The sequence below is a fragment of the Sphingopyxis sp. sgz302558 genome, assembly GCF_057220455.1.
In genome coordinates, this window is record NZ_JBXPUZ010000003.1 from 184,554 (window position 1) to 210,368 (window position 25,815).

At 62.3% G+C, this 25,815-nt stretch carries 28 protein-coding genes, 1 tRNA gene and 2 riboswitches; of the genes, 10 read left to right on the forward strand and 19 right to left on the reverse strand.

Annotated features, from left to right (window positions below; genetic code table 11):
* Nucleotides 1–59 precede the first annotated feature (59 nt).
* Nucleotides 60–599 (forward strand): hypothetical protein, encoded by a 540-nt coding sequence (locus AC2TC0_RS11525; protein ID WP_484717671.1) that lies wholly within the window; start codon nucleotides 60–62, stop codon nucleotides 597–599.
* Nucleotides 596–1,081: a DUF2846 domain-containing protein gene (locus AC2TC0_RS11530; RefSeq protein WP_484717672.1), complete on the forward strand. Its 486-nt coding sequence runs from the start codon at nucleotides 596–598 to the stop codon at nucleotides 1,079–1,081. Before AC2TC0_RS11525 ends, AC2TC0_RS11530 begins: the two co-directional genes overlap by 4 nt.
* A 55-nt stretch (nucleotides 1,082–1,136) precedes the next feature.
* On the opposite strand, the gene nusG is transcribed toward AC2TC0_RS11530, so the two are convergent.
* From nusG to AC2TC0_RS11550, 4 genes are all read right to left on the reverse strand, one after another.
* Nucleotides 1,137–1,673, reverse strand: a complete 537-nt coding sequence (gene nusG / locus AC2TC0_RS11535; protein ID WP_484717673.1) for a transcription termination/antitermination protein NusG — start codon at nucleotides 1,671–1,673, stop codon at nucleotides 1,137–1,139.
* Nucleotides 1,674–1,711: 38 nt separating this feature from the next.
* Complete coding sequence (gene secE / locus AC2TC0_RS11540; protein WP_484717674.1) at nucleotides 1,712–1,909, reverse strand: preprotein translocase subunit SecE; 198 nt, start codon at nucleotides 1,907–1,909, stop codon at nucleotides 1,712–1,714.
* A gap of 91 nt (nucleotides 1,910–2,000) precedes the next feature.
* The gene (locus AC2TC0_RS11545) at nucleotides 2,001–2,642 is read right to left on the reverse strand and encodes an MFS transporter (protein WP_484717675.1); all 642 of its coding nucleotides are present in this window, start codon (nucleotides 2,640–2,642) and stop codon (nucleotides 2,001–2,003) included.
* Nucleotides 2,617–3,345, reverse strand: coding sequence for an MFS transporter (locus tag AC2TC0_RS11550; protein WP_484717676.1), 729 nt, complete (start codon nucleotides 3,343–3,345; stop codon nucleotides 2,617–2,619). The genes AC2TC0_RS11545 and AC2TC0_RS11550 overlap by 26 nt, the downstream gene beginning before the upstream one ends.
* A gap of 112 nt (nucleotides 3,346–3,457) precedes the next feature.
* Between AC2TC0_RS11550 and AC2TC0_RS11555 the strand changes: the two genes are divergently transcribed.
* A complete protein-coding gene (locus tag AC2TC0_RS11555; RefSeq protein WP_484717677.1) occupies nucleotides 3,458–4,570 on the forward strand; it encodes an AIM24 family protein in 1,113 nt (370 codons plus the stop codon).
* A 42-nt stretch (nucleotides 4,571–4,612) separates the two neighbouring features.
* On the opposite strand, the gene gstA is transcribed toward AC2TC0_RS11555, so the two are convergent.
* Entirely contained in the window at nucleotides 4,613–5,233 is a 621-nt protein-coding gene (gstA, locus tag AC2TC0_RS11560; RefSeq protein ID WP_484717678.1) for a glutathione transferase GstA, read from the reverse strand.
* Nucleotides 5,234–5,358: 125 nt separating this feature from the next.
* On the opposite strand from gstA, the gene AC2TC0_RS11565 reads away from it, so the two are divergent.
* Entirely contained in the window at nucleotides 5,359–5,712 is a 354-nt protein-coding gene (locus tag AC2TC0_RS11565) for a winged helix-turn-helix transcriptional regulator (RefSeq protein ID WP_484717679.1), read from the forward strand.
* Nucleotides 5,713–5,870: 158 nt separating this feature from the next.
* On the opposite strand, the gene AC2TC0_RS11570 is transcribed toward AC2TC0_RS11565, so the two are convergent.
* Nucleotides 5,871–5,946 (reverse strand) — tRNA-Trp (locus AC2TC0_RS11570).
* Between the two features lie 55 nt (nucleotides 5,947–6,001).
* On the opposite strand from AC2TC0_RS11570, the gene AC2TC0_RS11575 reads away from it, so the two are divergent.
* The 5 genes from AC2TC0_RS11575 (at nucleotide 6,002) to AC2TC0_RS11595 (ending at nucleotide 9,951) form a co-directional block, all read left to right on the forward strand.
* Complete coding sequence (locus AC2TC0_RS11575) at nucleotides 6,002–6,937, forward strand: DMT family transporter (protein WP_484717680.1); 936 nt, start codon at nucleotides 6,002–6,004, stop codon at nucleotides 6,935–6,937.
* Nucleotides 6,934–7,554, forward strand: a complete 621-nt coding sequence (locus AC2TC0_RS11580) for a glutathione S-transferase family protein (protein WP_484717681.1) — start codon at nucleotides 6,934–6,936, stop codon at nucleotides 7,552–7,554. Before AC2TC0_RS11575 ends, AC2TC0_RS11580 begins: the two co-directional genes overlap by 4 nt.
* Before the next feature lie 77 nt (nucleotides 7,555–7,631).
* Nucleotides 7,632–7,838 carry a helix-turn-helix transcriptional regulator gene (locus AC2TC0_RS11585; protein WP_484717682.1) on the forward strand — a complete coding sequence of 69 codons (207 nt, stop codon included), beginning with the start codon at nucleotides 7,632–7,634 and terminating at the stop codon, nucleotides 7,836–7,838.
* A 5-nt stretch (nucleotides 7,839–7,843) separates the two neighbouring features.
* Entirely contained in the window at nucleotides 7,844–8,509 is a 666-nt protein-coding gene (locus AC2TC0_RS11590) for a hypothetical protein (RefSeq protein ID WP_484717683.1), read from the forward strand.
* Nucleotides 8,510–8,622: 113 nt separating this feature from the next.
* Nucleotides 8,623–9,951: a class I SAM-dependent methyltransferase gene (locus AC2TC0_RS11595; protein WP_484717684.1), complete on the forward strand. Its 1,329-nt coding sequence runs from the start codon at nucleotides 8,623–8,625 to the stop codon at nucleotides 9,949–9,951.
* A 17-nt stretch (nucleotides 9,952–9,968) separates the two neighbouring features.
* Here the strand turns inward: AC2TC0_RS11595 and AC2TC0_RS11600 are convergent, their stop codons facing one another.
* On the reverse strand, nucleotides 9,969–11,522 hold the full coding sequence (locus AC2TC0_RS11600; RefSeq protein ID WP_484717685.1) for a fatty acid--CoA ligase: 1,554 nt from the start codon (nucleotides 11,520–11,522) through the stop codon (nucleotides 9,969–9,971).
* Between the two features lie 213 nt (nucleotides 11,523–11,735).
* On the opposite strand from AC2TC0_RS11600, the gene AC2TC0_RS11605 reads away from it, so the two are divergent.
* A complete protein-coding gene (locus AC2TC0_RS11605) occupies nucleotides 11,736–12,977 on the forward strand; it encodes a hypothetical protein (protein WP_484717686.1) in 1,242 nt (413 codons plus the stop codon).
* Here the strand turns inward: AC2TC0_RS11605 and AC2TC0_RS11610 are convergent.
* The 12 genes from AC2TC0_RS11610 to ftsA form a co-directional block, all read right to left on the reverse strand.
* Nucleotides 12,938–13,600: a DUF938 domain-containing protein gene (locus tag AC2TC0_RS11610; protein ID WP_484717687.1), complete on the reverse strand. Its 663-nt coding sequence runs from the start codon at nucleotides 13,598–13,600 to the stop codon at nucleotides 12,938–12,940. The genes AC2TC0_RS11605 and AC2TC0_RS11610 overlap by 40 nt on opposite strands.
* Complete coding sequence (locus tag AC2TC0_RS11615; RefSeq protein WP_484717688.1) at nucleotides 13,597–14,046, reverse strand: ABA4-like family protein; 450 nt, start codon at nucleotides 14,044–14,046, stop codon at nucleotides 13,597–13,599. Before AC2TC0_RS11615 ends, AC2TC0_RS11610 begins: the two co-directional genes overlap by 4 nt.
* A complete protein-coding gene (locus tag AC2TC0_RS11620) occupies nucleotides 14,046–14,693 on the reverse strand; it encodes a TMEM175 family protein (protein ID WP_484717689.1) in 648 nt (215 codons plus the stop codon). The genes AC2TC0_RS11615 and AC2TC0_RS11620 overlap by 1 nt, the downstream gene beginning before the upstream one ends.
* A gap of 13 nt (nucleotides 14,694–14,706) precedes the next feature.
* Nucleotides 14,707–16,281, reverse strand: a complete 1,575-nt coding sequence (gene gcvPB / locus AC2TC0_RS11625) for an aminomethyl-transferring glycine dehydrogenase subunit GcvPB (RefSeq protein ID WP_484717690.1) — start codon at nucleotides 16,279–16,281, stop codon at nucleotides 14,707–14,709.
* The gene (gene gcvPA, locus AC2TC0_RS11630) at nucleotides 16,278–17,651 is read right to left on the reverse strand and encodes an aminomethyl-transferring glycine dehydrogenase subunit GcvPA (protein ID WP_484717691.1); all 1,374 of its coding nucleotides are present in this window, start codon (nucleotides 17,649–17,651) and stop codon (nucleotides 16,278–16,280) included. Before gcvPA ends, gcvPB begins: the two co-directional genes overlap by 4 nt.
* Before the next feature lie 25 nt (nucleotides 17,652–17,676).
* Nucleotides 17,677–18,048, reverse strand: coding sequence for a glycine cleavage system protein GcvH (gcvH, locus tag AC2TC0_RS11635; RefSeq protein WP_484717692.1), 372 nt, complete (start codon nucleotides 18,046–18,048; stop codon nucleotides 17,677–17,679).
* A gap of 5 nt (nucleotides 18,049–18,053) precedes the next feature.
* A complete protein-coding gene (gene gcvT, locus AC2TC0_RS11640; RefSeq protein ID WP_484717693.1) occupies nucleotides 18,054–19,244 on the reverse strand; it encodes a glycine cleavage system aminomethyltransferase GcvT in 1,191 nt (396 codons plus the stop codon).
* A riboswitch (glycine riboswitch) is annotated at nucleotides 19,245–19,348 on the reverse strand. It abuts the gene before it with no gap.
* A riboswitch (glycine riboswitch) is annotated at nucleotides 19,349–19,489 on the reverse strand.
* A 35-nt stretch (nucleotides 19,490–19,524) separates the two neighbouring features.
* Nucleotides 19,525–20,178 (reverse strand): NAD(P)H-binding protein, encoded by a 654-nt coding sequence (locus AC2TC0_RS11645; protein WP_484717694.1) that lies wholly within the window; start codon nucleotides 20,176–20,178, stop codon nucleotides 19,525–19,527.
* Nucleotides 20,171–21,343: a deoxyguanosinetriphosphate triphosphohydrolase gene (locus tag AC2TC0_RS11650; RefSeq protein WP_484718118.1), complete on the reverse strand. Its 1,173-nt coding sequence runs from the start codon at nucleotides 21,341–21,343 to the stop codon at nucleotides 20,171–20,173. The genes AC2TC0_RS11645 and AC2TC0_RS11650 overlap by 8 nt, the downstream gene beginning before the upstream one ends.
* Nucleotides 21,340–22,860, reverse strand: a complete 1,521-nt coding sequence (locus tag AC2TC0_RS11655) for a tetratricopeptide repeat protein (protein WP_484717695.1) — start codon at nucleotides 22,858–22,860, stop codon at nucleotides 21,340–21,342. The genes AC2TC0_RS11650 and AC2TC0_RS11655 overlap by 4 nt, the downstream gene beginning before the upstream one ends.
* Before the next feature lie 78 nt (nucleotides 22,861–22,938).
* A complete protein-coding gene (gene ftsZ / locus AC2TC0_RS11660) occupies nucleotides 22,939–24,429 on the reverse strand; it encodes a cell division protein FtsZ (RefSeq protein WP_484717696.1) in 1,491 nt (496 codons plus the stop codon).
* A gap of 125 nt (nucleotides 24,430–24,554) precedes the next feature.
* On the reverse strand, nucleotides 24,555–25,811 hold the full coding sequence (gene ftsA / locus AC2TC0_RS11665) for a cell division protein FtsA (RefSeq protein ID WP_484718119.1): 1,257 nt from the start codon (nucleotides 25,809–25,811) through the stop codon (nucleotides 24,555–24,557).
* Nucleotides 25,812–25,815: the final 4 nt, after the last annotated feature.

Here is a 25,815-nt window from a genome sequence, read left to right on the forward strand (position 1 = left end):
GCGGGCCGAATCCCGAATCTATCGATTAGCCAATCGGGGGAATTTCTTTGCGTTACAGATTGGCCCTGTTGGGCGTCTTGTGCGGCGCTGCGCCGTTCCTTGCCATAGCACAGGAACTGCTTCCGGCGAGCGACATAGCCGCGCCTGTCGCCGTGACGAGCGTCACCCTGCCCGCCATGACGGTGGTGGATATAGAGATTCTGGCACCGCTCAATTCGAAGACGAGCAAGATGGGCGAGATGTTCCCCATCCGCCTTGCCGAACCCATCATGTTGGACGGCAGGGTCCTGGTTCCGGCAGGCGCAACTGGCGAAGGCGAAGTGATCCACGCGGCCAAGGCGCGTGCAGCAGGCAAGGCGGGGGAGATGATCCTCGCGGCGCGCTATATCGACTACCAAGGCACCCGGATCGTTCTACGTAGCTTCAAATTCGGCCCCAGCACCGGCAAGAACAACGCAAAAGAGGCGCTTGTCGCTGGCGCCGTCATCGCTATTCCACTGACTTTGCTAATCGCCGGCGGCAATGTCGACGTGCCGACCGGTACCCGCGCCCATGCCAAGACCGCGGCTGACACCATATTCACTGAGGGAGAAGAATGAACATGCGTTCCATCAAATTGCTCGTGGCAGTCGGCGCGCTGGCGCTTTTGACAGCATCGGGAATCGCCACGGCCGCCGACAAGGCACCGGTGGCCATCGGCGCGCCCGAAGCGGGCAAGGGTCAGGTCGTCTTCTATCGCACCGGCGGCCTCATGGGTGCGGCGATCGCGTGCAATGTGCGCGAGGACGGCAAACTGATCGGCGGTCTGTCTGGCGGCAAATATTTCGTCGCCAGCTTCGCGCCGGGCAAGCATGTATTCACGACCAAGTCCGAAGCCACCGACACGCTCAACATGGAAATTGAATCGGGCGAAACTTATTATGTCCGCTGTACAATTGGCGCAGGTGTCATGGCCGGACGCCCCAACCTGGCGCCGGTCGACAAGGCAGCGTTCGACGAAAAGTCGGCATCGCTCAAACTGAAGACGGCTGAGCAGCTCAAAAAAGAAGCGGACAAGGACGCCGCGAAAAAGGCGAAATAACGCCTCGGGCCAATGCAGGCGGGGGCTTTGCCAGCCTCCGCCTCAATGGCCCGGCTTACTTCATCCGTTCAACCTGTTCGAAGTCCAGCTCGACGGGGGTCGGGCGGCCAAAGATCGAAACGGACACCTTGACGCGCGCCTTGTCGAAGTCGAGTTCCTCGACCAGCCCATTGAAGCTGGCGAAGGGCCCTTCGAGAACCTTGACCTGATCGCCGATTTCATAATCGACGCGCACTTCGGTCTTGGGCCGCGCGGCGGCCTCGGCCTTGCTGTTCAGAATGCGAGCGGCCTCGGCCTCGCTGATCGCCTGCGGCTTGCCCGACGAGCCGAGGAAGCCCGTCACCTTCGGTGTGTTTTTGACAAGGTGATAGACATCATCGGTCATCGTCAGCTTGGCGAGCACATAGCCGGGGAAGAATTTCCGCTCGGTCTGCACCTTCTTGCCGCGCTTGATTTCGGTGACCATCTCGGTCGGCACTTCGACCGATTCGACCAGCTGCGACAACCCCAGCCGTTCGGCATCGGCGATCACCTGATCGCGCACCTTGTTCTCGAAACCCGAATAGGCGTGAATAATATACCAGCGCGCCATGTGCCCCAATCCAAATCCTGTTCAAATGCGGCGGGTGGTCAGCCCGCCAGCGACGTCAGCCAACGCACGGCCATCCCAAAAACCGTGTCGATGCCCAGAAAGAAAAAGGCCAAAATCGTTGCCATGATGAACACCATGATGGTGGTCATCATCGTTTCACGGCCCGTGGGCCAAACGATTTTGCGCGCCTCGGCACGCACCTGATTGACGAATTCGCCGGGGCTGGTCTTGGCCATAAATCTGCTTTCCTTGGCTGCCCGGACCATAGCCCCCTCCACCGGCGGCGGGCCGGTGCGGTGAGAACCCTGATGTCGGGATAGGGGGCATTTAGTGCGGTTGCGGCGATGTTGCAAGGGGCGGCTGCGGCACCTCGCCGCGCGGCCAGCACTGGATCAATAGCACCAGCAAAAGGGCGACCATCAACCATCCCAGCGTTGGTAAGCCGGAGAACAGCCAGTGGATCAGGTCGGCGGAAGCAGCGGCATTGCGCGCATCAAATTCGCCCGCGTCGAGCAGCGCATAGGAAAGTGCAATCGCGCTCGCGACGCCGATCTTTTGCATCAACATCGTGATCGCGAACAGAAATGCGGTGCGATCGCGCCCACAGCGCGCGGCATCATAGGGTGCCAGATCGCTGATCATACCATAAATGAACAATAGGCCGACGAAGCCCGATCCCAGTAGCAGCGTAAAGCCCAGCGCCTGCCCCAACCCGACGGGCCGCGCAAACAGGCTGGCGCATAAAATCGCCGCCACAAATAGCTCCATCGCGATCATGCCGCGTCGTTTGCCCCAGCGCCGCGCCACTCCCGTCCACAGCGGGGTGCTGAGCGCCCCGCCGACGAAGGTCGCGAACAGCAAGAGCGAGCTGCTGTCATCAAGGCCCAGCACCCCATCGGCAAAGAAGACAAACAAGGACGTCAGCGTGCCAAAGGCAAAGCTGTTAAAAAATTGGATGGCATAGACCAAGCAGCAACGGGCGAAAGCGCAGCGTCACAGCGATTTCGCGCCGCCAGTCCATCGTCACCATCGGCACGGGCGCAGCGGGCGGCAACCGCGTCGTTGCATAAAGGGCCATGGGCAACGCCAGGGCGACCAGACTGGCATAGGCGATAATTCGCCCTTGCAGGCTCAAACCCGGGATCAATGCCTGCGCCGCTGCCGGCGCGGCAAAGGCAACGACCAGAAACAGTTTCGACGTCCATTCGCGCGCGCCGAACAAGCGGCTGCTGGCATCGCTCGTCTGTGCCAGCCCCGATCCCCAGGACAGATACGACACATCATAAACGCTAAAGCTGGAGTAAAAAAGCAGCAACAGGGGCAGCAGCAGCCAGAGCGGAAAAGTGTCCCCCACAACCACCAACAACACCAGCAACAGCGCCAGCGGCACGGCGGCGCGCCACATCCACGCGCGGTGCGGCGTCCCGCGTGCGGTGCTGCGGTCGATCCAGGTGCCGATCAGTGGATCAATCACCCCGTCCCACAGCGTTGAGATTGAAAACATCAGGCCAACGAGTCCGACCGCAATCACCCCGCCTTCGCTGATATAGGGCGGCAGATAGACGCTGAACGGCAAGCCAAGGATCGCGACCGGCCCAACCGCAATGGCAAAAGCGACCACTGTGCTGCGCGGCAGCACCGTGTCAGTCGGGTTGGACAAGCGCTCGGCCATGTAATGCCAAGCATCGCACTGCTTGGAGCAATGTCAAGGAATCCGCGCGCTAAGCACAAATTTACCACTTTGTGCCAGTGGCTTATCCGCAAATCTCGGTCGGGAGGATTTCATGGAACGTACCGCGTCCGGCTTTGGCCGCAAGCCGGTGTTGCCGGAAGGAACCGGCTATTATCGCGGCGACGCCGACCCTGCACGTGCAGTTCCGCGTCCGGTGCCCGTTGCTGCGCCGCCGGTCGCGACCGGGTCTGTCCCTTCACCATCCCCTTCCCCCGCCGTGGCCAGGGCCCCGCGCATCAACAGCGACGAAGTCGACTTCCAGATTCTGGGCCATGAACTTCAATTTCTAGAGATCGCACTTGACCCCGGCGAGGCAGTGATCGCCGAACCTGGCGCGCTGGTGTGGAAGGATTTTGCCATCGACATGAGCACCACGCTCAGCGACGGCAGCGCAGAGGATGAGGCGATCATCAGCAAACTGCTCGGCGCAGGCAAACGCGCCTTGATGGGTGAAGGGCTTTTCACCGTTACTTTCACCAACCAGGATTTTGGCGGATCCACACCGGCGCGCATCGCCTTTTCCGCGCCGGTGCCGGGCAACATCGTCCCGCTGCGGCTGCCCGATCATGGCGGCAAGGTAATCTGCCAGAAACAGAGCTTCATCGCCGCCACGCGCGGCACCCGCGTCGGGCTGAAACTCATCCCCGGTATCACCCGCTCCAACGGGGCGAGCCGCGCCCGCGCCGTCATGACCGGTATGTTCGGCGGCGAAGGCTTTCTGATGCAGGTGATCGAGGGCAGCGGCCACGCCTTTGTTCATATGGGCGGCACCGTCATCGACCGCGAACTGGCGGCCGGCGAGCGCATCCATGTCGATCCGGGCTGCGTCGCGGCCTACACGGAAAGCGTTGATTACAGCATCGTTTCGGCCGGCGCAGGGCTGCGCAACAAGATGTTCGGCGGCGAAGGCTTTATCTTCGCCGCCCTGACGGGTCCCGGTCGCGTGTGGATCCAGTCTATGCCCTTTGCTCGCCTTGCCGCGCAGTTTGCCGCAATGCAGGCCGGAGGCAACGTTTTCGGCGAATTGGGCGAGGAAGCTGCCACGGGCGCGGGGAAAGCAGTGGCGCTCGGCGCTGTCGGCCTTGCCGGGGCAGCCGTCACATCGGGCGGTGCGCTTGGCGAAGACGGCGTGCTGGGTACGTTTGGCAAGCTGTTCGGCGACTGACACCGGAAGCGATTCTAGCGCCAGCCGCCGATTGCGACCCGGTCAGGGGGCGACCATGTCCAGCAAACCTTCCTCGGCCATCGCCCGCTGCACACCGGGCCGCGCCGCGACGCGCGCCTGATACGCGACCAGCACTGGCCAAGGCGCCAGATCAAGCGCAATGAAATTGTGCCAGTTGATGATGGTGAACAAATAGGCATCGGCAACCGTAAACTGCTCGCCCGTCAAATAGGGGCGCTCTGCCAGCGCTGCTGCGACAAAATCATAGGCACGCTGGATCTGGGTCAATGCAATCGCTTTGGCCTCCGCCGGATAATCCGCCTTGAACAGCGGCACATGGGCCTTGTGCATTTCGGTCGCGATATAATTGAGCCATTGTTGCACGCGCGCGCGCTCAATGGTCGCGGGCGGCGGCAGCAGGCCCGCTTCAGGGCGCTGATCGGCAATATATTGCACGATCGCCGCACCTTCGGTCAGCAATTCGCCATTGTCCAGCACCAGTGCGGGCACCGCGTCGTGCGGGTTGATGTCCTTTAGCGGCACCCCGCTAGCAGTGGTCTTGGTGGCTAGATCGACCCGCTCGATGTCATAGGCAATGCCGGTTTCGGCGAGCACGATGTGCGGCGACATGGCGCAGGAAGCGGGGCTGTAGAAAAGTTTCATGGCTAGGGTCTCCACGGGAAGGATTGGCAATTTTGTGCGTGAACACCGCGCCCATTTATGCCATTAGTTACTTTCGGCAAGTAGATACCTTAAAGTAACTAGTTCCTCTGGAGTAACCTAAGGCCATGGCAACCGCCCCGATCGACCTCACCAAGTTCAGCAGCATGGATTGCCCCCTGCACGGACTGGTCACGATTTTGAGCGGGCCGTGGACGACCTATATCCTGTGGCTGATCCGCCAGCGCGGGCCACAGCGCTTTGGCCAGCTCAAGAAACAGATGCCGGGCATCTCGGCGAAAGTACTGACCGAACGCCTGCGCATGCTCGAACAGGTCGGCATTCTTGACCGCGAACAAGAACTGACCATCCCTCCGAAAGTTACCTACAGCCTGACGCTGCGCGGCCATGAACTGGACCGGGCACTCGATGCGCTGGACGCGCTAGCGTTGAAATGGAGCGGGCGGACCGACTGGAATTAGGCCGTGAACCGATCGCGCTTTCCTACATGCGCGCAATATGGCTTAACGCAGCATATGGATGCCCGCGATGCCAGCCCCCGCCACAACCAATTTAGCAATGGCGACCAAGCGTCTGCAATTGTGAGTGACGTTGCGCAGTTTTCTGCGCCTTTCGGACCTGGCAGGGGCAGCAGGACTCGAACCCGCGACCCTCGGTTTTGGAGACCGATGCTCTACCAACTGAGCTATACCCCTAGGCCGGACGAGGCCCATAGCCGCACAGCACCACTTGGCGCAAGGGGGCTGATCGGTGCCTAACCCGCGCGAAGCGCCGTCCACCACTGCGCCGGTCAATTTGCTTGGCGGCATCGCGCTGCGGCTCGGCGCGATGCTGGGCCTCGCTTTGATGTTTGTAACGGTGAAGCTGGTGGCCGACGAAGGTATCCATATCGCGGAAAGCCTGTTTTGGCGTCAGGCCTTTGCCCTGCCCTTCATCCTTTTGTGGGTCATGACCCACGGGGGACTGCGAGCCGTCCGCACGCGTCGTATCTGGGCCCATGGGCGCCGCGCGGCGATGGGGCTGACCGGCATGGCGCTGAACTTTGGCGGGGTCATCCTGCTCCCGCTGGCGGAAGCGACGACGATCAGCCTGTCGGTGCCGATCTTCGCGACCATTTTCGCTGCGCTTTTGCTGCGCGAGCCAGTCGGTCGCGCGCGCTGGAGCGCGGTCCTGTTGGGGTTTGTCGGGGTGTTTGTTGTGCTCCAGCCCGGGGGCATGGGCGCGTTTGACGGTCCGCATATGACCGGTGCACTGGTCGCGCTGGCCGGCGCTATTGTGACGGCGCTGATTACCATTGCTGTGCGCGATTTGGGGCGCACCGAAACCACCGTCGGGATCGTGTTCTGGTTCACCGCGCTATCTCTGATACCGCTGGGCGCAGCGTTGCCAATTGTCTGGACCCCGCACAGCGCGGAGCAATGGGGCTTGCTCGTGCTACTGGGGCTATCGGGTGCCGTTACCCAGATGCTCCTCACCGGCGCCCTGCGCCTTGCGCCGGTGTCCGTCGTCATTCCGATGGATTATTCCAGCCTGCTGTGGTCGGTGGCTTTCGGCTGGTGGTTTTTCGGCACGTTGCCGGCCACGACAACATGGCTGGGGGCACCAATCATCATCGGCAGCGGGCTTTTCATCGCGTGGCGCGAGCATGTCAAAGCCGTCGAGCGCGCCAAGGAGATTGCCGCATGATTGCAAAGCCGATGCTTTACCACTGCGCCGATGCACGCAGCTTGCGCTGCTTGTGGGCGGCTGAAGAGGTGGGGATGGACATCGACCTCACCGTCATGCCCTTCCCGCCGCGCGCCTTCGCGCCCGAATATCGCGCCGTCAATCCGTTAATGACCATCCCCGGCTGGGTTGAGGACGGGCAGCTGATGACCGAATCGATCGCCATTTGTGAGCGCATTGCCGTCGGCACACCGTTGGAGGTTCGCTCCGACGAGGCGGATTATTGGACGTACCGCAATTGGCTGCACCGCGCCGATGCAACGCTCACCTTTCCGCTCGCGATCATGCTGCGTTACACACGGGTCGAGTCTCCTGAACGCCGGCTGGTGCAGGCTGTGGACGACTATCGCGCTTTCTTCGGTGGCCGCGCCCGCAGCATCGAAGCCGCGCTTGCCGACGGCCGTGACTGGCTGGTCGCAGGGCGTTTTACCATCGCAGATATCGCCGCCGGTTATGCCGCCTTCCTAGCGCAAAGCGTTGGCGCGAATCAGGAATTGGGCGAAGCCACGCAAGCATGGCTCGCCCGTTGCACCAGCCGCCCAGCCTTTATCCGCGCACGCGAACGACAGAGTGCCTGACAAACATCATTGACAGTCAAACATGTTTGACAGTAAAGAATGTTTGTCACCCGAATCGGTGGCGGACGGGATAAAGCGTGGAAAACCGGATCAAGGATTTGCGGATGGCCAGGGGCTGGAGTCAGGGCGAACTGGCGTCCCGGCTGGGCGTGACGCGGCAGACGATCAACGCGGTCGAAACCAACCGTTATGATCCCAGCCTGCCGCTCGCGCTGCGCGCGGCCAAGCTGCTCGGTGTGCCCGTCGACATCCTCTTTCTCGACGATTGGGAGCCTCAGGAGTGAGCATGATGAACATCGCATCCGACCCCGGCAATGCCCCCAGCGGCGGCCGTTGGCCATTGTGGCAGCGCACGGCGCTAGGCGGACTATTCGGGGCAGCGTGCGGGTACGGCGGGTTGAAACTTTCCCAGCGCTGGCTGCCTGCGGGTACCACGTTCCAGGACCTTTCCCCGGCGCAGGGCGCGGCCTTTCTGCTCGGCTTCATCGCTTTGACGGTCGGCCTCATCTGCCTCGCCATGTCCTATAGCCGCCGGCTTTATGAAAGCGAGAATTGGACCGCCGAGGCCGGCCCCGACGAACATCGACAAATCGCTCCGCAACTACGCCTGTCGGCGATCGCGCTGCTCGCGATGGGTGCCGAATTTGTTGCGCTTGGCCTGCCGGTCGAGCCCATGCGCGCGCCGCTGGTCATTGGCGCTGTGATCACTGCGCTGATGGTGCAGCTTTGGGTCAATTGGCGTGTATGGCAAAACAGCGATGAACTCTATCGCACCATCGTGCTCGAAGGCAGTACGGTCAGCCTTGCCTTGGTTTTGTCATTGCTGACGATCTGGGGGCCACTGGCGCTTTATGGGCTTGTCGGCTTTGATCCGCTGAGCATCATCCTGCTCGTGTCGCTTTTGTGCATCATCCCGACAATCTGGCTGACCGTGCGGCGCGGGATGATGGCTTGATCGCTCATTTGTTCCTTCTTGCTCTTACTTGGTATGGCTGCGCCGAAGGTGATTGAGTCGGACTATCGGGCTACGTAGGCCAGCAACTACGTCGGCTATTTCGGAATCTGCCTATGCCCTTGCTTGATCGCTTGTTGACCGGACGCTTGGCCAAAGGGCGGCTAACTATCATCGGCCACGACGGTCGTCGCCGTGAATTTGGTGATGGTGACGCCAGCTGGCCGCGCGCCACGCTGCGCATCCATGACCCCGGCGCTGAACGGCGCATCCTGCTGAAACCGCGCCTGGGCCTCGCCGAAGCCTACATGGAGGGCGCTGTCAGCGTCGATAACGACGATGTAATGGCGCTGATCGAGCTCGTGCGGCGCAACAATCCTTGGGAGCGCGGCGGCGAAATCGGTGATCCCAAGCCGCTGCGCAAGCTGCTGGGCGGGCTGCTGCGCCCGCTGCGCCAACTCAACACGTTGGTGCGCTCGCGCGAAAATGTTGCGCATCATTACGACCTGTCGAATGATTTCTACCAGCTGTGGCTCGACGATGACATGCAATACAGCTGCGCTTATTGGCCTGATGCTGTAGCTGACCCCGGCGGCCCGTCACGCAGCGCCCTGACGCTGGAGGAGGCGCAAGAGGCCAAAAAGGCGCATATCGCAGCCAAGCTGCGGCTTGCTGCGGGACAGCATGTCCTCGACATCGGCTGCGGCTGGGGCGGCATGGCGATGTATCTGGCCCGCCACGCGGACGTGACTGTCCACGGCATCACGCTCAGCGCCGAACAGCTTGAATTGGCCCGCGCGCGAGTGATGGCTGCAGGGCTCGCGGGACGAGTGACGTTTGAACTGATCGACTATCGCGACCTCGCCGGCCGCGAACCTGGCCAGTATGACCGCATCGTTTCCGTCGGCATGTTCGAACATGTCGGCGTGCCGCAATTCCCCAAATTCTTTCGTGCCTGTGCCTCGCTATTGCGCGACGACGGGGTGATGCTGCTCCATACCATTGGTCGGATGGGTAAGGCGGGGGCGACCGACGCTTTCACGCGGAAATATATCTTCCCGGGTGGCTATATCCCCGCGCTGTCTGAAATCGTCACGGCGAGCGAGCCGGTCAAGCTAATCGCGGCCGATGTCGAAATGCTACGGATGCATTATGCATTGACGTTGCGGGCATGGGACAAGCGGGTCGCCTTGAACCGTGCGGCGGTTGTCGCGCGCTTCGGCGAGAAATTTTACCGAATGTGGCGCTTTTATCTGGCAGGAGCGACGGCCGCGTTCGAATATGGTGGCATGGCGAACTACCAGCTGCAATTTATCCGCCAGCGCCGCGCGCTGCCGCTGGCGCGCGACTATATCGCGGATGACGAGGCTGCGCTGCTGCGCGCGAGTGAGCCAGCGTTACGCAACCCGCGCCGGGTCATCCGACCCGCTGCTGCCTTGCCATAAGGCCGACCTGAGCTCGGCTAATTGACCTGCCGCTCCATGCCTTCCCAATAGGGAGCGCGCAGCTCGCGCCGCAGAATCTTGCCCGATGGATTGCGCGGAAGCGCCGCTATCACGTCGACCGATTTCGGCACTTTGAAACCCGCTACCTTTTCGCGCGCCCAGTTGATCACGCTATCGGGATCGATGGTCACCCCTGGTTTGGGGACGCACACGGCCTTCACGGCCTCACCCCATTTGGCGTCGGGCACGCCGATGACCGCGACCTCTTGCACTTGCGGATGGCCGAAAATGGCGCTTTCGACCTCGGCCGGATAGACATTTTCGCCGCCGGTGATGATCATGTCCTTCACCCGATCGTGGATGTACAAATATCCATCGTCGTCCAGATAGCCCGCATCACCGGTCGCGATCCAACCATCGTCGGTCATCGTGCGCTTCGTCGCGTCGGGGAGGTTCCAATAGCCGAGCATATTGTTCGACGATCGCGTCCACACCTCTCCAACTTCGCCTACATCCAATGTTTCGCCTTGGTCGCCAACAATTTTCAACTCTACTCCCGGTAAGGGCTTGCCAGCCGAGCGCATGCGCGGATTACCATTGGGGTCATGATCCTCGGGCGGCAGCATACAAATGGTGCCAGTCGTCTCGGTCATGCCATATGCCTGCATGAACTGTGCCCCGAACACCTGCACCGCCTCGCGCAGCAGCTCGAGTGGAATGGGCGCCGCGCCATAAATCACATATTTCAGCCGGCTGTAATCGACCGTGCGGCAGCGCGGATGCATCAGCAGCATGTGCAGCGCGGCAGGAACGATAAAAAATCGCGTCACCCCGCCCTTCTCGACCGCATCGAAAACTGCATCGGGGGTGAATTCAGGCAGGATCACGCCGGGCAGGCCGGCCGAAAGCGCCATCACGCCGAGCCCCGTACCGCCAATATGCGCGCACGGCATAGCAACCAGCACGGCTTCGTCATCATCCCATTGCTGATAGGGCAGCTGCGCATCGGCAACCACGCGGCGCAAGCCGAACAGGTTCCAATTCGACAGCACAGCACCCTTGGGATTTCCAGTCGTGCCGGACGTATAGAGCTGCAACACCGCATCGTCCCGCCCAGCCCCCACAAAATCGCCGCGCGGGCTGGTTGTCATCCACGCACGCGTGGCATCGGCGGTCATCACGTGGCGCACACCCGGCACTTGCCCGGAAAGCGCAGTCGGCGCGTCGTCGAACCCGTCGCCGAGGAACAAGATCTGCGCGTGCGTGTCGTTAATGATATAGGCCCATTCGGGTGGAGCGAGCCGCCAGCCCACGGGCACCATCACCACGCCCATTCGCGCCGCTGCGAAGAACAAGGTGAAGTACAGCTCACTGTTCTTGCCCAGATAAGCAACCCTGTCGCCCTTGCGCAGGCCCAGCGCCGCCAGCCCACCACAAATGCGTGCGCTATTCTCCTCTAGAGCGGCATAGCTTTGCACTCGGTCCCCTTCGCGCAGCGCGATGGTGGCGGGGCGCTCGGCCGCCCAATGGCGGATGAACTCGTCAAAGGTGGACAGATTTTCCGCGGACACAGACTTCTCCCGGATTGGTGGTGCGCTGACGGCACCATTCCCGAACAAGGTTGCGCAAATGATTGCGGCTTGCAACGCCCAATTCGGCTGGATGACAGTGCATCGTTCGACCAACCGCTATCCCCCACCGGCAAGCGGCGTCTCCGGTCATTGCTGTGTCAACCGCAATCGCCTAAAAGATTATTCTCTCTCAATTTTCCGGGGTTGTTCTTCATGCATCGCCAAACCATGCTGTTCGCCGCGCTGGCTTTCACTTCTGCGCTCGCGGCACCTACCGCACTGGCACAGCAAGCCAGCGAAACGACCGACAACCGCGAAATCGTGGTCACCGGCCGATCGCTCAAGGACACTGCCGAAGCCCTCGCCGCGTGTCTGGCGCGGGGCTGCCCGCCCGACGAAGATGTCGCAGCCACGCTTGCGCATGCCGAAAACCAGTTCATCAGCGGCGAGTATGAGGGCGCACGGTCCACGCTGCTGAAGTCGCTCGGTCGCAACCGCAAACATGGACAAGCCTATCCGGTCCCCGTGTCCGACCTTTTGCGCGCCAACAGCCGCGTGGCGCTCCATATGGGCGAAGGCAAGAATTTCCAGCTTTCCGTTCTCGATATGCGCGATACGTTGAAAAAGGGCGTCGGCGCCGATGACCCGCGCACGCTGGTGGCGCAGATCGAGGTTGGCGATAGCCGCGCCAAGCTGGGTCACCCCGAAGAAGCGCAGCGCATTTACAAGGACGTCGAAAACCGCGCCATCGCGCTTGCACAGCCGCGCGTCGCCATGTTCGCGCGACTGCGCGGTGCAGTCCTGAAATATACGCTCGCCGAAAAGGCCAATCTGCCACAGGAAAAGAGCGAGGGGCGCGCAGCGCTGCAGGACATTGTCGACAACCCGCTACCTGGCGCGAGTGAATTTGGGCTGGCCGCGCGGGTGATGCTTGCGCGTGCCGACCGTAAATCGGGCAATGAGGAAACGACTGCCGCCATCTTGCGCGAGTTCGCCGCCACCGGCGGCGCGACCCGGCCAGTCCTGTTATTCAGCGAGCCGATCGAGCGCATCGACTTGACCAGCAGCGCCGGCGACGGCCAGGCCCCCGGCAATACCACTTCACGCCTGACCGCGCTGAACACTAGCGACCAGTGGGCCGACATCGGTTTTTGGGTCAATCCCGACGGACGCGTCTCTGACGTCGAAGTGCTGCGCGGCAAGGGCAATCGCCAGTGGCTCAAACCCGTTTTTGCGCACCTCAATGGACGTATTTACGCCCCGCTCAAGAAGGATGGGAATGACGGCACTCCTGGATTCTACATGATCGAGCGCTATACGCTGACGGCGCGCTTTACGAATGATGCCACAGGGTCACGATTGCGTACGCGCGAAGCTACGCCGCGTATCGAACGGCTGGATATCACGCCCGAGGATTATGCGCCGCCAAAAGACGTGGCATCGGCGGGGCGGTAAACCAGCATCAAATTGTTGGCGGGCATCGCTACGCGCCGAACCAATTTCAATCCTTGCTTTGCTGCAGCTTCACTGACTTCACGCACGTTGCGCAGACCCCATGCCGGGTCCCGCGCCCGCAGGCTGGCGTTGAACTCCATGTTGCTTGGCGCAGTGGCAACGCCATCTTCGATGAACGGCCCATATAGGATCAGCGGCTGCCCCGTGCCAAGCAATCGCCGCGCGCCCGCCATCAGCCCCAGTGTCGCTGCCCATGGGCTAATATGCACCATATTTATGCATAAAGTGGCATCGGAGGAAGCTACAGGCCAATCGTCCGCTGCAGCATCCAGCATCAGCGGAGCGCGCACATTTTGCGCCCCCGCATCCCCAGCCCACGCCGCAATCGAAGCGAGGGCTGCCGGATCAGGATCACTTGGCTGCCAGTCGAGCGCGGGAAATTGGTCCGCGAAATAGACCGCATGTTCGCCCGACCCGCTCGCCACCTCCAGCACTAAGCCTGACGACGGCAATTCTGCAGCCAACACCGCCGCAATCGCCTCGCGGTTACGCAGCGTCGCCGGAGCATGGCGTTTTTCGGCGGAACGTGCCGCCTCGCCCGGCAGCCACGGCCCATCGCTCACCTGACGCGCCGGTTCTTGCGCCGCGCTGCTGGTTCGCGCAGAACCAGCCAGATCAGCAACCCGACCGGGCCTGCGATCAGTGTGGCGAATAGCACCGGCACCTGCGCGACACGCGAAAAGCCCTTATTGTCGGCATCGCGCGCTATCCACAGGCCGGTGAAGAGGTCGAACGCCAGATAGTGGGTCCAACCAATGACGATCCCGGCATCGCTGGCAAACAGCTTGCGAATGCCGGGGATGTCATAGGTGAAAGAAGCCATACTGCTTCCCTCGGCCGCACCCCCAATCAACAAGGCAAAACAGATGACATAGATGAGGCAGAGAAGGCCGACACCCAAATACATGACCAGCGACAACAGCGCCGGTTTCCGCGGCGCGAACCACAGAATCAGCCAGCCGAGAATAGCGATCCCATTAGTGAGCGAAAATACGCCATCCCAGCTCATTAAGCCTGTCCTTCTGTGGTTGCGGCGGCTGTCCCGTACCAGCGAAAGCGCCGCACAAACAGCCCGATCGACACGGGCAACGTCGCATAGGCAAAGGGCGCCCATACCCCGAACCCGGGTATCCGCGTTAGCAACACCGCGACCACACCGGTTACAGCGCAAATTCCCCAGATGACCGCCTGTCCTAACGCCTCGCGCGGTTCAGCGCCTTCGGCCGACCCGCGGCGCGCGTCGAGGAACAGCAACATAACAATCACGCTCATCGCAGTGAAACCAATTCCATAGAGCGCGAACATGTCGGCTATCCGCCCGCCATAGTCATCGGGACGGCCCGACAGAAAACTGGCAAAAGATGCCGCCATTGCCCGGAGCGGGTGAACGTAGAGGAGCACAGTAAACACCAGCGCCAGCGTCAATATGATCCCGCGCCAGTCACCCACTCCGCGCAGTCTGCGCCAGCGCACATGAGCCAGCCAAAACATCACCATGATGGCAAAGCCGATGGCAAAGCTGGGCGCGCCTGCCGCCACGGCAGCCAGATCGTCGAAACTGGGCGTGTCGCTACTCCCGCCAGCGACCATCAGCGTCACGGCAAAGGCGAAGGCGGCATCGGTGAAGGCATCAAGCCGCGCCATCCCGCCTGCCATCGCCCTATTCCCCCTATTCCGCCGCCTCGGGCAGCGGCGCTTCCTTCCATACTAGCACCGGTTTGCGCGCGGCGAGCGTTTCGTCAAGCCGCGCGCGCGGCGCAAAATGCGGGGCTGATTTCAGCGCCGGGTCGCCCTGCTTGGCACGCCGCGCCACGCTAGCCAGCGCACCGATGAACTGGTCGAGCGCCGCCTTGCTCTCGGTCTCTGTCGGCTCAATCAGCATCGCGCCGTGGACGACCAGCGGGAAATAGACCGTCATCGGGTGAAAGCCCTCATCAATGAGGCCCTTGGCGACGTCGAGTGTCGAAAAGCCGTCGGGGAAGCCCTCATCGCTGAACAGCGCCTCGTGCATGCACGGTCCCGATGCCGCAAAAGGTGCATCGAGCACGCTTTCCAGACTGCGAAGGACATAGTTGGCATTAAGCACTGCATCCTCGGCCACTTGACGCAGCCCGTCAGCACCGTGGCTCATGATGTATGACAGCGCGCGGGTGTACATACCCATCTGGCCGTGGAACGCCGTCATGCGGCCAAATGTCGCCGGATGCATCTCGCCCGCTGATTCCTCCTCGACCAGTTTGTAGGTCCCGTCGGGCATGCGCGCTACGTAGGGGATCGGCCCATATGGTGCGAGCGCTTCGGACAGCACTACCGGCCCCGAGCCTGGCCCGCCCCCGCCGTGCGGGGTACTGAAGGTTTTGTGCAGGTTGATGTGCATGGCATCAATGCCAAGATCGCCGGGGCGCACCCGACCGACGATGGCGTTGAAGTTCGCCCCGTCGCAATACACATAGCCGCCCACCGCGTGCACCGCGTCCGAGATACGCTTCATATCGCGTTCAAACAGGCCGCACGTGTTGGGATTGGTGATCATCACCCCCGCTACATCGGGACCGAGCCGCGCCTCGAGTGCTGCCAGATCAACCCGGCCTTCGGGCGTTGCGGGAATGTTTTCGACGCGAAAACCGGCAAAAGCCGCCGTCGCCGGATTGGTGCCATGCGCGCTTTCGGGGACCAATATTACCGGGCGATCCTCGCCGCGGGCTTCCAGCGCCGCCTTTATGCACAAGATGCCGCACAGCTCGCCATGCGCGCCCGCCTTGGGCGACATCGCAACGCCATACATGCCTGTCAACGCAATCAGCCATTCCGCAAGTTCGTGCACCACCTGCAGCGCACCTTGCACCGTTTCTTGCGGTTGCATCGGGTGAACGTCGCCGAACCCCGCCATGCGCGCAACCTTTTCATTGAGGCGCGGGTTATGCTTCATGGTGCAACTGCCAAGCGGGAACAGGCCAAGGTCGATGGCATAATTCTGCCGTGACAGCCGGGTGTAATGGCGCACCGTTTCGGGCTCGGACAGGCCAGGCAGACCGATAGTCTGGTTGCGTGCCAGATTGCCCAGCCTGTTGGCAACCGCAGGCGCCGGGGCAATATCGACCCCGCACGTCTCGATCGTACCAATCTCAAAAATCAGTGCTTCTTCCAGCATCAGCGCGCGATTGCCCGTCGAGGTTGCTGGCATGCCGCCATCCTGATTGGCCGCCATCTCGGGGCGCCAGCCGCCAGGGTTGAGCCCGCTCATGCTGCTTCTCCTGCATGCAGCGCCTCGCGAAGCGCGGTTTCCAGGGCATCGAAATCGTCGTCGCTCGCAACTTCGGTCACCGCCACAAGTAGGCCATTCGCCAACCTCGCCTCGTCGGCATAGAGCCGCCCCAGCGACACACCGCCGAGCACACCGCGGGCCGCCATATGGTGCACCGCGACGCGCGCCTCAACGGGAAGTTCAAGGCAGAATTCATTGAAAAAGCTGTCGTTGACCAAACGCACGCCGGGGATTGCTGCAAGTCGCTCCGCCAGCTGCACCGCACGTGCATGGTTGAGCGCGGCCAGATCGCGCAAGCCGTGTTCGCCGAGCAAAGTCATATGAATGCTGAACGCCAAAGCACAGAGCCCAGCATTCGTGCAGATGTTGCTTGTCGCCTTCTCGCGCCGGATATGCTGCTCGCGCGTTGACAGCGTCAGCACGAACCCGCGCTTGCCATCGGCGTCGACGGTCTGGCCGCACAGACGCCCAGGCATTTGGCGCACATATTTTTCCTTGGCCGCAAACAGGCCCACATAGGGGCCCCCGAATTGCAGCCCCACGCCCAGTGCTTGCCCTTCGCCAACCACGATGTCCGCGCCCATCTCACCAGGCGATTTGATCGCGCCCAACGCGACCGGTTCGGTCACCACTGCGACCAGCAGCGCGCCCTTGGCATGCGCGGCCGCAGCCAGCGGGGCCAAGTCGCTGATCCGTCCCAATATGTCGGGATATTGAACAACCACGCAGCTGGTGCTGTCGTCGATGGCCGATGCCAGCGCATCCAGCCCCATGTCGGCTTCAAGCACCGGCACAGCTGGCTCGACTATATCGCCAGTGAAGCGCGCCATACTCTTGGCGATACTCACATAGTGGGGGTGAAGACCGCTGCTTAATATTGCCCGCGAACGCTTGGTCACACGCCCGGCCATGCTGATCGCCTCCCAGCACGCGGTCGAGCCATCGTACATTGATGCATTGGCGACATCACAGCCCAATAGCCGCGCGACCTGCGTCTGGAACTCGAACAACATTTGCAAGGTGCCCTGCGCAATTTCGGGCTGATAGGGAGTATAGGCGGTCAGGAACTCGCCGCGCTGGATCAAATGATCGACGCTTGCGGGGACATGATGTTTGTAGGCGCCCGCCCCTAGGAAGAAGGGATGGTGCGATGCCGCCATATCTTTGCGCGCAAGGCGGCTGAAGTGCCGCTCGACCGACATTTCACTGGCATGCAGCGGCAGGCCCGCGATGGGGCCAGCTAACTGTGCCTCTGCTGGGACGTCGACGAACAAGTCGTCGATGCTGGCGGCGCCAATGGTGGCAAGCATCGCTTGCCGGTCGTCAGGGGCGAGGGGAAGGTATCGCATCGGGGGAGAGTTCCTAGAATCGGGCCTAAAGGTCGGCGATAAAGGCTTTGTATGCCGCCGCGTCCATCAACCCATCGAGCTGCGACAGGTCGCTCAGTGTCATACGAAAAAACCAGCCTTCCCCTTCAGGATCGCTGTTCACGAGCGAAGGGTCGTCCTCGAGCGCCGAATTTCCGGCGGTCACCGTGCCGTCGACTGGCGCATACACATCGGAAGCGGCCTTGACCGACTCAACGACGGCCGCATCTCCGCCTTTCGTGACCTCGGCTCCGGTGTCCGGCACTTCGACAAACACAATGTCACCCAGCTGGCTTTGCGCATAATCGGTAATGCCGACAGTCGCGGTATCGCCATCGACATCAATCCATTCATGCTCTTCGGTGTAGTAACGCGGCATGGTGTTCAGCCTTTCTTGCGGACATAGCGGTGGGGGATGAAGGGCAAAGACGTAACAGTGACGGGCACGTGGCGCCCACGCACTTCGGCTTCCAGTGAAGTGCCAGGTGCGCTTTGCGCCGCGGCGACATAACCCATGGCGATGGGCGCGCCTACGCTGGGCGCAAAGCCGCCCGAAGTTACCCGTCCAACCTCGATGTCTCCAGCAAACAGCAGCGCACCTTCGCGCACGGGCAATTTGCCGCCGACTGACAGCCCGACCAGCTTGCGCGCCGTGCCGTCGGCCAATGCCTTAAGGATCCGGTCAGCGCCAGGAAATCCACCCTGCTCCCGCCGGACCTTGGATATGGCAAAGCTGGCACCGGCTTCGACCGGATCGGTCGTCAGGTCCATATCATGCCCATAAAGTGGCAAACCCGCCTCAAGCCGCAACGAATCGCGCGCGCCCAAGCCCACCGGTTTCACCTCATCCATTCTGCACAGCGCGTCGGCAAAAGCTGCAAGCGCCTCGTTCGGCAGGGAAATCTCGAAACCGTCTTCACCGGTATAACCCGACCGGCTGACGCCGATGGAATGTCCCTGCCATTCTGTGCGCATCGCCTGCATAAACACCAGATCGGATACCGCCGGCACCAGCCGCGCCAGTGCCTGTTCCGCCTCGGGCCCCTGCAATGCCAGCAGACCATAATCCTCATTATGATTGATCGTGATTTCGTCGGGCAGATGATCGCGCAAGTGCGCTATGTCGTCCCATTTTACCGCACCATTGACGACCAAGCCAAGCTGGTCGCCTTCGTGAGTGATCATCAGGTCGTCAAGAATGCCGCCATCGTCGGCGAGCAGCAGCGAATAGCGCATACGCCCTGGCTTCAGCGCCGAAATATCGCCCGGCACCAGTTTCTCCAGCGCCACCGCAATGTCGGCAATCGGCTGGCCAGTGAGATGCAACTGACCCATATGGCTGACATCAAACAGCCCGGCATGTTCCCGCGTCCATAGATGCTCGGCCATGATGCCTTCATATTGAATCGGCATCAAATAGCCCGCAAAGGTCACCATCCGCGCGCCGCGCGCGCGATGCCAATCGCCCAGCACCAGCTCTTCGGGCGGCAGATCGTCAATTTGGTCGGTATCGCTCAAGCCCGTCACTTCCGCCGCAAAGGTTGCACAGCACAGCCGCGCCTTGCGGCGCGCCATGCTGCCCCCTCTGTCACGGAACCTGAGAGCTTTCCCCCGCCTGTTGCGAGGTTACCCCTTCGGTGCCCCGGACAGTGATCCGGGGGCTTTCCAGAGCGTCGCTATCAACCCACGCGGTCCTTTTGCCTGAGAGATTCCGGGGCGGTTGCTCCTTCGGCGGCCGTTTTTACATCCGCTCCTATCGAACCGCCAGCTAGCTGGCACCAATATGAGCGGCGAATCCGGCCCTCTCCCGCGCTGTCAGCGACTAGGCAAGCCTTGGCGCGCGGCCCTGCTTGAGTCAATCCGCGAGTGCCACGATTGCATCATGCTCGTGAAAATGCGCTCCCGTACCGCCAACCGCGGCCAGCTTCGCAATGGCCGCCGCAACCCTGTTGCCGGGGATTGACCGGTACCGACGCAGCCTTCCATGCAGCAGCGCGTCCGTCAGTGGCGCGGCCAGCATCGCCAGTGCCTCGCCGGGCCGCGCCGGGCCGCCGCGCGCACCCGTCAACAGACCCGGTCGCAGTATATCAAGTCGATCAAAGCCCAGTGCACTTAGCGCTGCTTCGACCTGACCCTTGGTTTGGAGATAAAAGTTAGCCGTCTTTGTCGACGCACCGACCGAAGACACCGCAATAAAGTGCTGCGCCCCGGCATCCTTCGCCGACTGTGCGACCGCCAGCACCAGATCATGATCGACCGCCCGAAACGCAGACTGCGACCCGGCCTGACGGATGGTCGTGCCCAGCGTGCTGACCGCAACCTCCGGTCGAACCATTGCAATCCGCGCTGGCCAATCCTCTATCGGCGCCACAATCAGTTCTACGCCGTTCGCCACTTGCATCGGGCGCCGCGCCACAATGGTCAAATTCTCCGGTGGCACCAGCTTCGCCACCTGCGTGCCAATCATCCCCGTCGCACCGGCCAGCAGAACGCGACGCGCCTCAGACATGCGCCAGTGCCTCTGGAACTGCATCGCGGCCGTGCAGCTCGGCGAAACGGTCGATGGCAAAGCGGTCAGTCATTCCCGCAATATAGTCGCCGATATGGCGCGCGCGGGCAATCGAGTCTTTCGGCATGCGCGAATCCCAGCTTCCGCCGAGCGGCGCACCGTTTGCAAAGGCTTCGAACAGCGCCGTTACAACATGCGCTGCCCCGGCTGCAGCGGCCAACTGGCTGGGGTGATGATATAGCTGCCGGTACATGAAAGCCTTGAGCTGGCGCTCTGCCGCGCCGAGTTCAGCCGAAAAGCCAACCAGCGTTTCCCGCGCCGCGCGCACCTCGGCAACGCTGCCTACCCCCGCCTCTGAGACCCGCGCGCGCGTTTCGGCAATGACATCATTTACCATCAATCCAATCTGATCGCGCACCAGCTCACGCAGCAGCCGGTCGGGTGCCGCGCCTGGATAGCGGGCTTCGACCAGCCGGTAATTCTGTGCGGCCCAGGGTTCACCCAGCAGCATATCGCGCGTCAACAACCCGGCACGCACCCCATCATCGATATCGTGGTTGTCATAGGCGATGTCATCCGCAATTGCCGCCACCTGTGCTTCCAGCGAAGGATGGCTCGCGAGTTCCAGCCCGATGTCCGCATCGACTTCCGCTAGCGCCCAGGGTGGAGCTGGCACCGGCCCATTATGCTTGGCCAACCCTTCCAGCGTTTCCCACGTCAGGTTCAAACCATCAAATGCTGGATAAGGGCATTCCAGCCGAGTTAAAGTTCGCAGCGTGTGGCCATTGTGGTCGAAGCCGCCGGCGTCCGCCATTGCTGCGCCCAAAGCTGCTTCGCCAGCGTGACCGAAGGGCGGATGACCAATGTCATGCGCCAAACAAAGCGCTTCGGTTAGGTCCTCGTTCAGCCCCAGCGCGCGCGCGATAGCCCGGCCGATTTGGGCCACTTCGATGCTGTGAGTCAGACGGACGCGATAATGATCGCCGTCGGGGGCGATGAAGACTTGCGTCTTGTGACGCAAACGGCGGAATACGATGGAATGGATTATACGGTCGCGATCGCGCTGGAACGCGTCGCGTGGCCCACGCTGTACGCTATTTGCCTCGGCATGCGCGCGACCGCGGCTTTGCGCCGGATCGGATGCGCAGCGCGCCAGATTGCTCATCGTACCGGGGTCACCTCTTCGCCGGCGCTGCTCGACCATTGGAAACCGTCGCCGCCGGCTTTTTTATAGGCTGCAAGCCATGTTGCCGCGGCCTTGGCGCTGGCGAACGGTCCGACGACCAAGCGACGGGTGCGGCCCCATTCCGCGGTCCCGGCCTTTTGTCCCTTCATCTCAGCGGGATATTTTTTGGTCAGGCGACCGAAATCGCCAGCCAGCGCCGACGCATTGGCCCCGGTTGCCACCTGCACCCACACCCGCGCCGGATGAGCCTTCTTTTTGTCAGACTCGGCTTTGGCTTTGGCCTCGGCTTCGGCTTTGACCCGCGCTGCCGCAATCTCGCGCTTGCGCGCTTCAGCCTCAGCTTCGGCAGCGCGGCGCTGCTCGGCCTTCACCGCTTCCAGCGCCGCTAGGTCGAGCGCACCGGCCGAAGCGGCCAACTCGCTGTCAGGCACCGTGAGCCCGGCTATGACTGCCGCCAAATCACCCGATGGGCCAGCAGGCCGCTCTGGCCGCGCAACCGCGACTGCAACTGGCGGCGGAGGCGCCGCGCTAACTGGCACGGCGGCGCTGGGTCCCGGCGTAGGCGCGGGCATCCGCATTATTGTGGGGGTCGGCGCGGGACCGGGGGTTGGCGTGGCGGGGCGTGCCGCGATCACCACCGGCGGCGGAGCGGGCTTGGGCGTTGGGCCAGGCGCTGGCCGCGGCGGCGTAACGGGCAGCCCGGGTTTGGATCCCCCGGGCAGCGCCCCAAAATGCGCCGCTGCGGCCTGTTGCGCCGGCGTAAGGCCCGGCAGCCGCGCCAGAAAAGGAATGATGTTGGCCGCCATAGGACCCGGCATGGTCGCGTTTACAATCTCGCGCGCTTCGGCTTGGCGCCCGGCGATAGCGTAAATCATCGCGCGCGTGCGCCATGCCGCCCGGTCCTGCGTGCGCAGTTGGGGGGTCAGGACCTGAATAGCGCGATCAACATGCCCGCTAATCCCTAGCGAGAGTGCATAGCGCCGGACCGTTTCCGCGTCGTTCGTTTGCGTAAGTGCCGCTTCATAATCGCGCTGCGCCGCATCCTGCCGGCCAAGCAGATCCTGGGCTAGCCCCCGATCCGACAGATACATGCGTTCCGGCGCCCCCAGCCGAGCGGCGTTGGCGAACAGCTCCAACGCTTCGCTAGGGCGTTCCAACTGCACCATCGCAGCGCCAGTCAAGGCTGCGACTGTGCCGTCACTGGGCCTTAACTGGCCGGCGCGGGTCAGAAAACCCAATGCGGCCTGCGGATTGTCAAGCGCCAGCGAAGCCCGGCCTGCATCGATCAGCGCCATAGCATCGGTACGGTCGGAACCGATGCGGCCCATTGCCGAAGCCAGTGTAGCCTCCGCCTCGCGCCGCCTTTCCATGGCGGCCTTGGTGATGGCGTCGGGCTCGGCGACCTGCGCCGCCGCGAAATGAGTTGGTGCCAATGAAAATGAGGCCAGCAACGCCAGCGCAATGCGGCTGACGATGAGCTTGTCGGCTGTAATCATCGACACCCTTTACCGTGGTACGGTCGGCATTGGAACCACGACGGTCGCGGTAGGCCACCGGCCCACCGCATCACCGTCTTATTGGTTGTTCTGGCGGTTTAGAAAACGCGGTACATCCACGCCGCCGTCACCATCCCCTTCACCCTCGTCTTCGCTCTTCGCCGTAGTACCGCGCGACAGACGCGACATACGCTCGAACAGCGTGCCGCCGCCCGCGGGACGCGGCGACAGCTCGGCGTCATCGGCAGGCAAGGACGAGGAGCGGGGTTCGCCAATTGCAGGAGTGCCAAGGCCGGTAGCCCCATTTTCGATGGGCGTTTCGGGCGCACCCAGCACGAGCTCGTCGGATTCATCCGCGGAGGCTTCGCTGAAGCCGCTGGTTTCCACCTCTCCGGTCATGTCGTCATAGCTGGCGACAGGTGCCGCCGCCGCCGAAAAGCCGGGCGTGGCTTCCTCGGCGGCTTCCACTTCAGCAACCGCCGGCGCTTCCGGCTCTGGCTCGGCTTCGGGCAAGTCCAGGACAGGGGCAGGCTCAGCAACGGGCCGCGTGGTTGGATGAAAAGCAAAGCTGCGGCTGGGCTGCGCCGCAGGGGCGGACTGGGCACCGCCGTCAATTCCGGTAGCGACTACCGAGACCCGGATCTTGCCTTCAAGATTGGGATTGAAAGCGCTGCCCCAAATGATGTTGGCATCGGGATCGACCAGCTCGCGGATGTGATTCGCTGCCTCGTCGACCTCCATCAAGCGCATATCTTCGCCGCCGGTGATGGAAATGATCACGCCCTTTGCACCCGCCATGCTGACACCGTCGAGCAGCGGGTTGTTGATCGCCTGTTGCGCAGCTTCCAATGCGCGGCTGTCCCCCTCGGCCTCACCCGTGCCCATCATCGCCTTGCCCATTTCGCGCATCACGCTGCGCACGTCGGCAAAATCAAGGTTGATGAGGCCCGGCATGACCATCAGGTCAGTAATCCCGCGCACCCCCTGTTGCAGCACTTCATCCGCCATGGTGAAGGCTTCTTTGAAGGTCGTGTTGGGATTTGCGACCAAAAAGAGATTCTGGTTGGGGATGATGATTAGCGTGTCGACATGTTCCTGCAGCTCGGCAATGCCGGCCTCGGCCGAACGCATGCGGCGCGACCCTTCGAAGCTGAACGGCTTGGTGACCACGCCGACGGTCAGGATTCCCCGATCGCGCGCGGCCTTGGCAATAACCGGCGCGGCGCCGGTGCCAGTGCCACCGCCCATGCCCGCCGCAACGAAACACATGTGCGCACCTTCCAGTGCTTCTTCGACCGTAGCGATGGATTCTTCCGCCGCCGCCCGCCCTACTTCGGGGCGCGACCCCGCGCCGAGCCCCTGGGTAATATGAGTACCGAGCTGAATGCGACGCTCGGCGGGCGAAGCGTTGAGTGCCTGGGCGTCGGTATTGGCAACGATGAAATCGACCCCTTCGACCCGCGCCGTGATCATGTTGGCGATGGCGTTGCCCCCTGCTCCGCCGACACCGATCACCGCGATCCGCGGCTTGAGCTCGTCCACCTGCGGCGGGCCGATATTGATACTCATCTGTTCATTCTCCCCACAGCGGACATCCGGTTGTTACCGCGCTGCAACCCTTGGATGGAAACATGCATTGCACGAATGTTTCAGCCATTTCACCTGAAAAATTAACTCTTCTGGCGACTTTTCCCTCAAAAACTGTTCTTGAGCGCTGCGACCAACCGCCCCAGCAAGGCACCGGCAGGCGCGCGGACCACATCTTGCGACATCAGCGGCATATCGCGCAGGTCAAAAGGGTCGGTAGCAGCGTAGATGGCAAGCCCCGCAACGGTCGCAAATGCTGGCCCGCTGTGCGCCTCGGGCAGTCCGGTCAGCCCTTGCGGCTTGCCCACCCGCGCGGCGCGGCCCAGCGCAACCTGCGCATATTCAGCAATGCCTTTGAGGTCAGCTCCGCCACCGGTCAGAACCACCTGCCGACCGATTGGACCCACAAAATGCAATTCTTTCAATGTGCGGCCAATCTCACCCATCATTTGGTCGAGCCGCTGGCGGATGACTGCCACCAGCTGTGCACGGGTAATCCGGGGTTTTTCGGCACCTTCAGGTGCGCCAGGATCTATGTCGATGACTTCAACATTGTCGCGCGGGCTAGCGAGCGCTGAGCCATAAAAACTTTGCGCACGCTGGGCCTGACTGCGGCGTATCCCGAAAGCGGACGCGATATCGTCGGTGATGTCGCCGGCGCCAAATGGCAGCGAGGCCAACTCGACCAGCATACCCCCGGCAAACAACGCCACCGTTGTGACCGCTCCGTCGATATCAACCAGTGCCACACCCAGATCGCGCTCTTCTTCGCTCAGACAGGCAAGCCCCGCCGCCATTGGCGCAGCAACGACCGCCCGAACGTTGAGGTGCGCCGCACGCACCGCTGTCTCCAGATTGCGCACTGGGGCGCCGTCGGCCATGATGACATGGATATCGACCGCCAGTCGGTCGGCGTGCAAACCGATGGGGTTTCTAACTCCGGTGAGGCCATCTAGCGTGTAAAGCGCGGGCAGCGCATGGAGCACCATACGTCCTTCGGGATCAATTCCTGCCCGCCCAGCCGCAAGCAGGTCGTCGATGTCCTCTTGCTCGATGCGATGTCCGCCCAATTCGCTTTCCACCGGGGCAATATCGCTGGTCAACCCGCCAGAGGAAAAGGCGACCCAGACATCTTCGATGTTGAGCTCGGCAATGCGCTCGGCCTGTTCGATGGCCTCGCGCACCACCTGTTCGACTTTGTCCATGTCGGCGACATAGCCACGTCGCACGCCGCGGCTTTCGCGTTGTCCGGTCCCCAACACGTGTAGCTCGCCGTCGGCGCCGACCCCGGCAATCAGCGCGGACACCTTCCACGACCCAACGTCGAGCGCCGTGATAAGCTTTTCGATGCGCGGCGCGGCCATTGCC

Bases quoted from the DNA above. Each gene is read 5' to 3' on its own strand.
- AC2TC0_RS11530 (WP_484717672.1), top strand. From the start codon at position 596: ATGAACATGCGTTCCATCAAATTGCTCGTGGCAGTCGGCGCGCTGGCG.
- nusG (WP_484717673.1), bottom strand. From the start codon at position 1,673: ATGGCGCGCTGGTATATTATTCACGCCTATTCGGGTTTCGAGAACAAG.
- secE (WP_484717674.1), bottom strand. From the start codon at position 1,909: ATGGCCAAGACCAGCCCCGGCGAATTCGTCAATCAGGTGCGTGCCGAG.
- AC2TC0_RS11550 (WP_484717676.1), bottom strand. From the start codon at position 3,345: ATGGCCGAGCGCTTGTCCAACCCGACTGACACGGTGCTGCCGCGCAGC.
- AC2TC0_RS11555 (WP_484717677.1), top strand. From the start codon at position 3,458: ATGGAACGTACCGCGTCCGGCTTTGGCCGCAAGCCGGTGTTGCCGGAA.
- gstA (WP_484717678.1), bottom strand. From the start codon at position 5,233: ATGAAACTTTTCTACAGCCCCGCTTCCTGCGCCATGTCGCCGCACATC.
- AC2TC0_RS11565 (WP_484717679.1), top strand. From the start codon at position 5,359: ATGGCAACCGCCCCGATCGACCTCACCAAGTTCAGCAGCATGGATTGC.
- AC2TC0_RS11580 (WP_484717681.1), top strand. From the start codon at position 6,934: ATGATTGCAAAGCCGATGCTTTACCACTGCGCCGATGCACGCAGCTTG.
- AC2TC0_RS11590 (WP_484717683.1), top strand. From the start codon at position 7,844: ATGAACATCGCATCCGACCCCGGCAATGCCCCCAGCGGCGGCCGTTGG.
- AC2TC0_RS11595 (WP_484717684.1), top strand. From the start codon at position 8,623: ATGCCCTTGCTTGATCGCTTGTTGACCGGACGCTTGGCCAAAGGGCGG.
- AC2TC0_RS11605 (WP_484717686.1), top strand. From the start codon at position 11,736: ATGCATCGCCAAACCATGCTGTTCGCCGCGCTGGCTTTCACTTCTGCG.
- AC2TC0_RS11615 (WP_484717688.1), bottom strand. From the start codon at position 14,046: ATGAGCTGGGATGGCGTATTTTCGCTCACTAATGGGATCGCTATTCTC.
- AC2TC0_RS11620 (WP_484717689.1), bottom strand. From the start codon at position 14,693: ATGGCAGGCGGGATGGCGCGGCTTGATGCCTTCACCGATGCCGCCTTC.
- gcvPB (WP_484717690.1), bottom strand. From the start codon at position 16,281: ATGAGCGGGCTCAACCCTGGCGGCTGGCGCCCCGAGATGGCGGCCAAT.
- gcvPA (WP_484717691.1), bottom strand. From the start codon at position 17,651: ATGCGATACCTTCCCCTCGCCCCTGACGACCGGCAAGCGATGCTTGCC.
- gcvH (WP_484717692.1), bottom strand. From the start codon at position 18,048: ATGCCGCGTTACTACACCGAAGAGCATGAATGGATTGATGTCGATGGC.
- gcvT (WP_484717693.1), bottom strand. From the start codon at position 19,244: ATGGCGCGCCGCAAGGCGCGGCTGTGCTGTGCAACCTTTGCGGCGGAA.
- AC2TC0_RS11645 (WP_484717694.1), bottom strand. From the start codon at position 20,178: ATGTCTGAGGCGCGTCGCGTTCTGCTGGCCGGTGCGACGGGGATGATT.
- AC2TC0_RS11650 (WP_484718118.1), bottom strand. From the start codon at position 21,343: ATGAGCAATCTGGCGCGCTGCGCATCCGATCCGGCGCAAAGCCGCGGT.
- AC2TC0_RS11655 (WP_484717695.1), bottom strand. From the start codon at position 22,860: ATGATTACAGCCGACAAGCTCATCGTCAGCCGCATTGCGCTGGCGTTG.
- ftsZ (WP_484717696.1), bottom strand. From the start codon at position 24,429: ATGAGTATCAATATCGGCCCGCCGCAGGTGGACGAGCTCAAGCCGCGG.
- ftsA (WP_484718119.1), bottom strand. From the start codon at position 25,811: ATGGCCGCGCCGCGCATCGAAAAGCTTATCACGGCGCTCGACGTTGGG.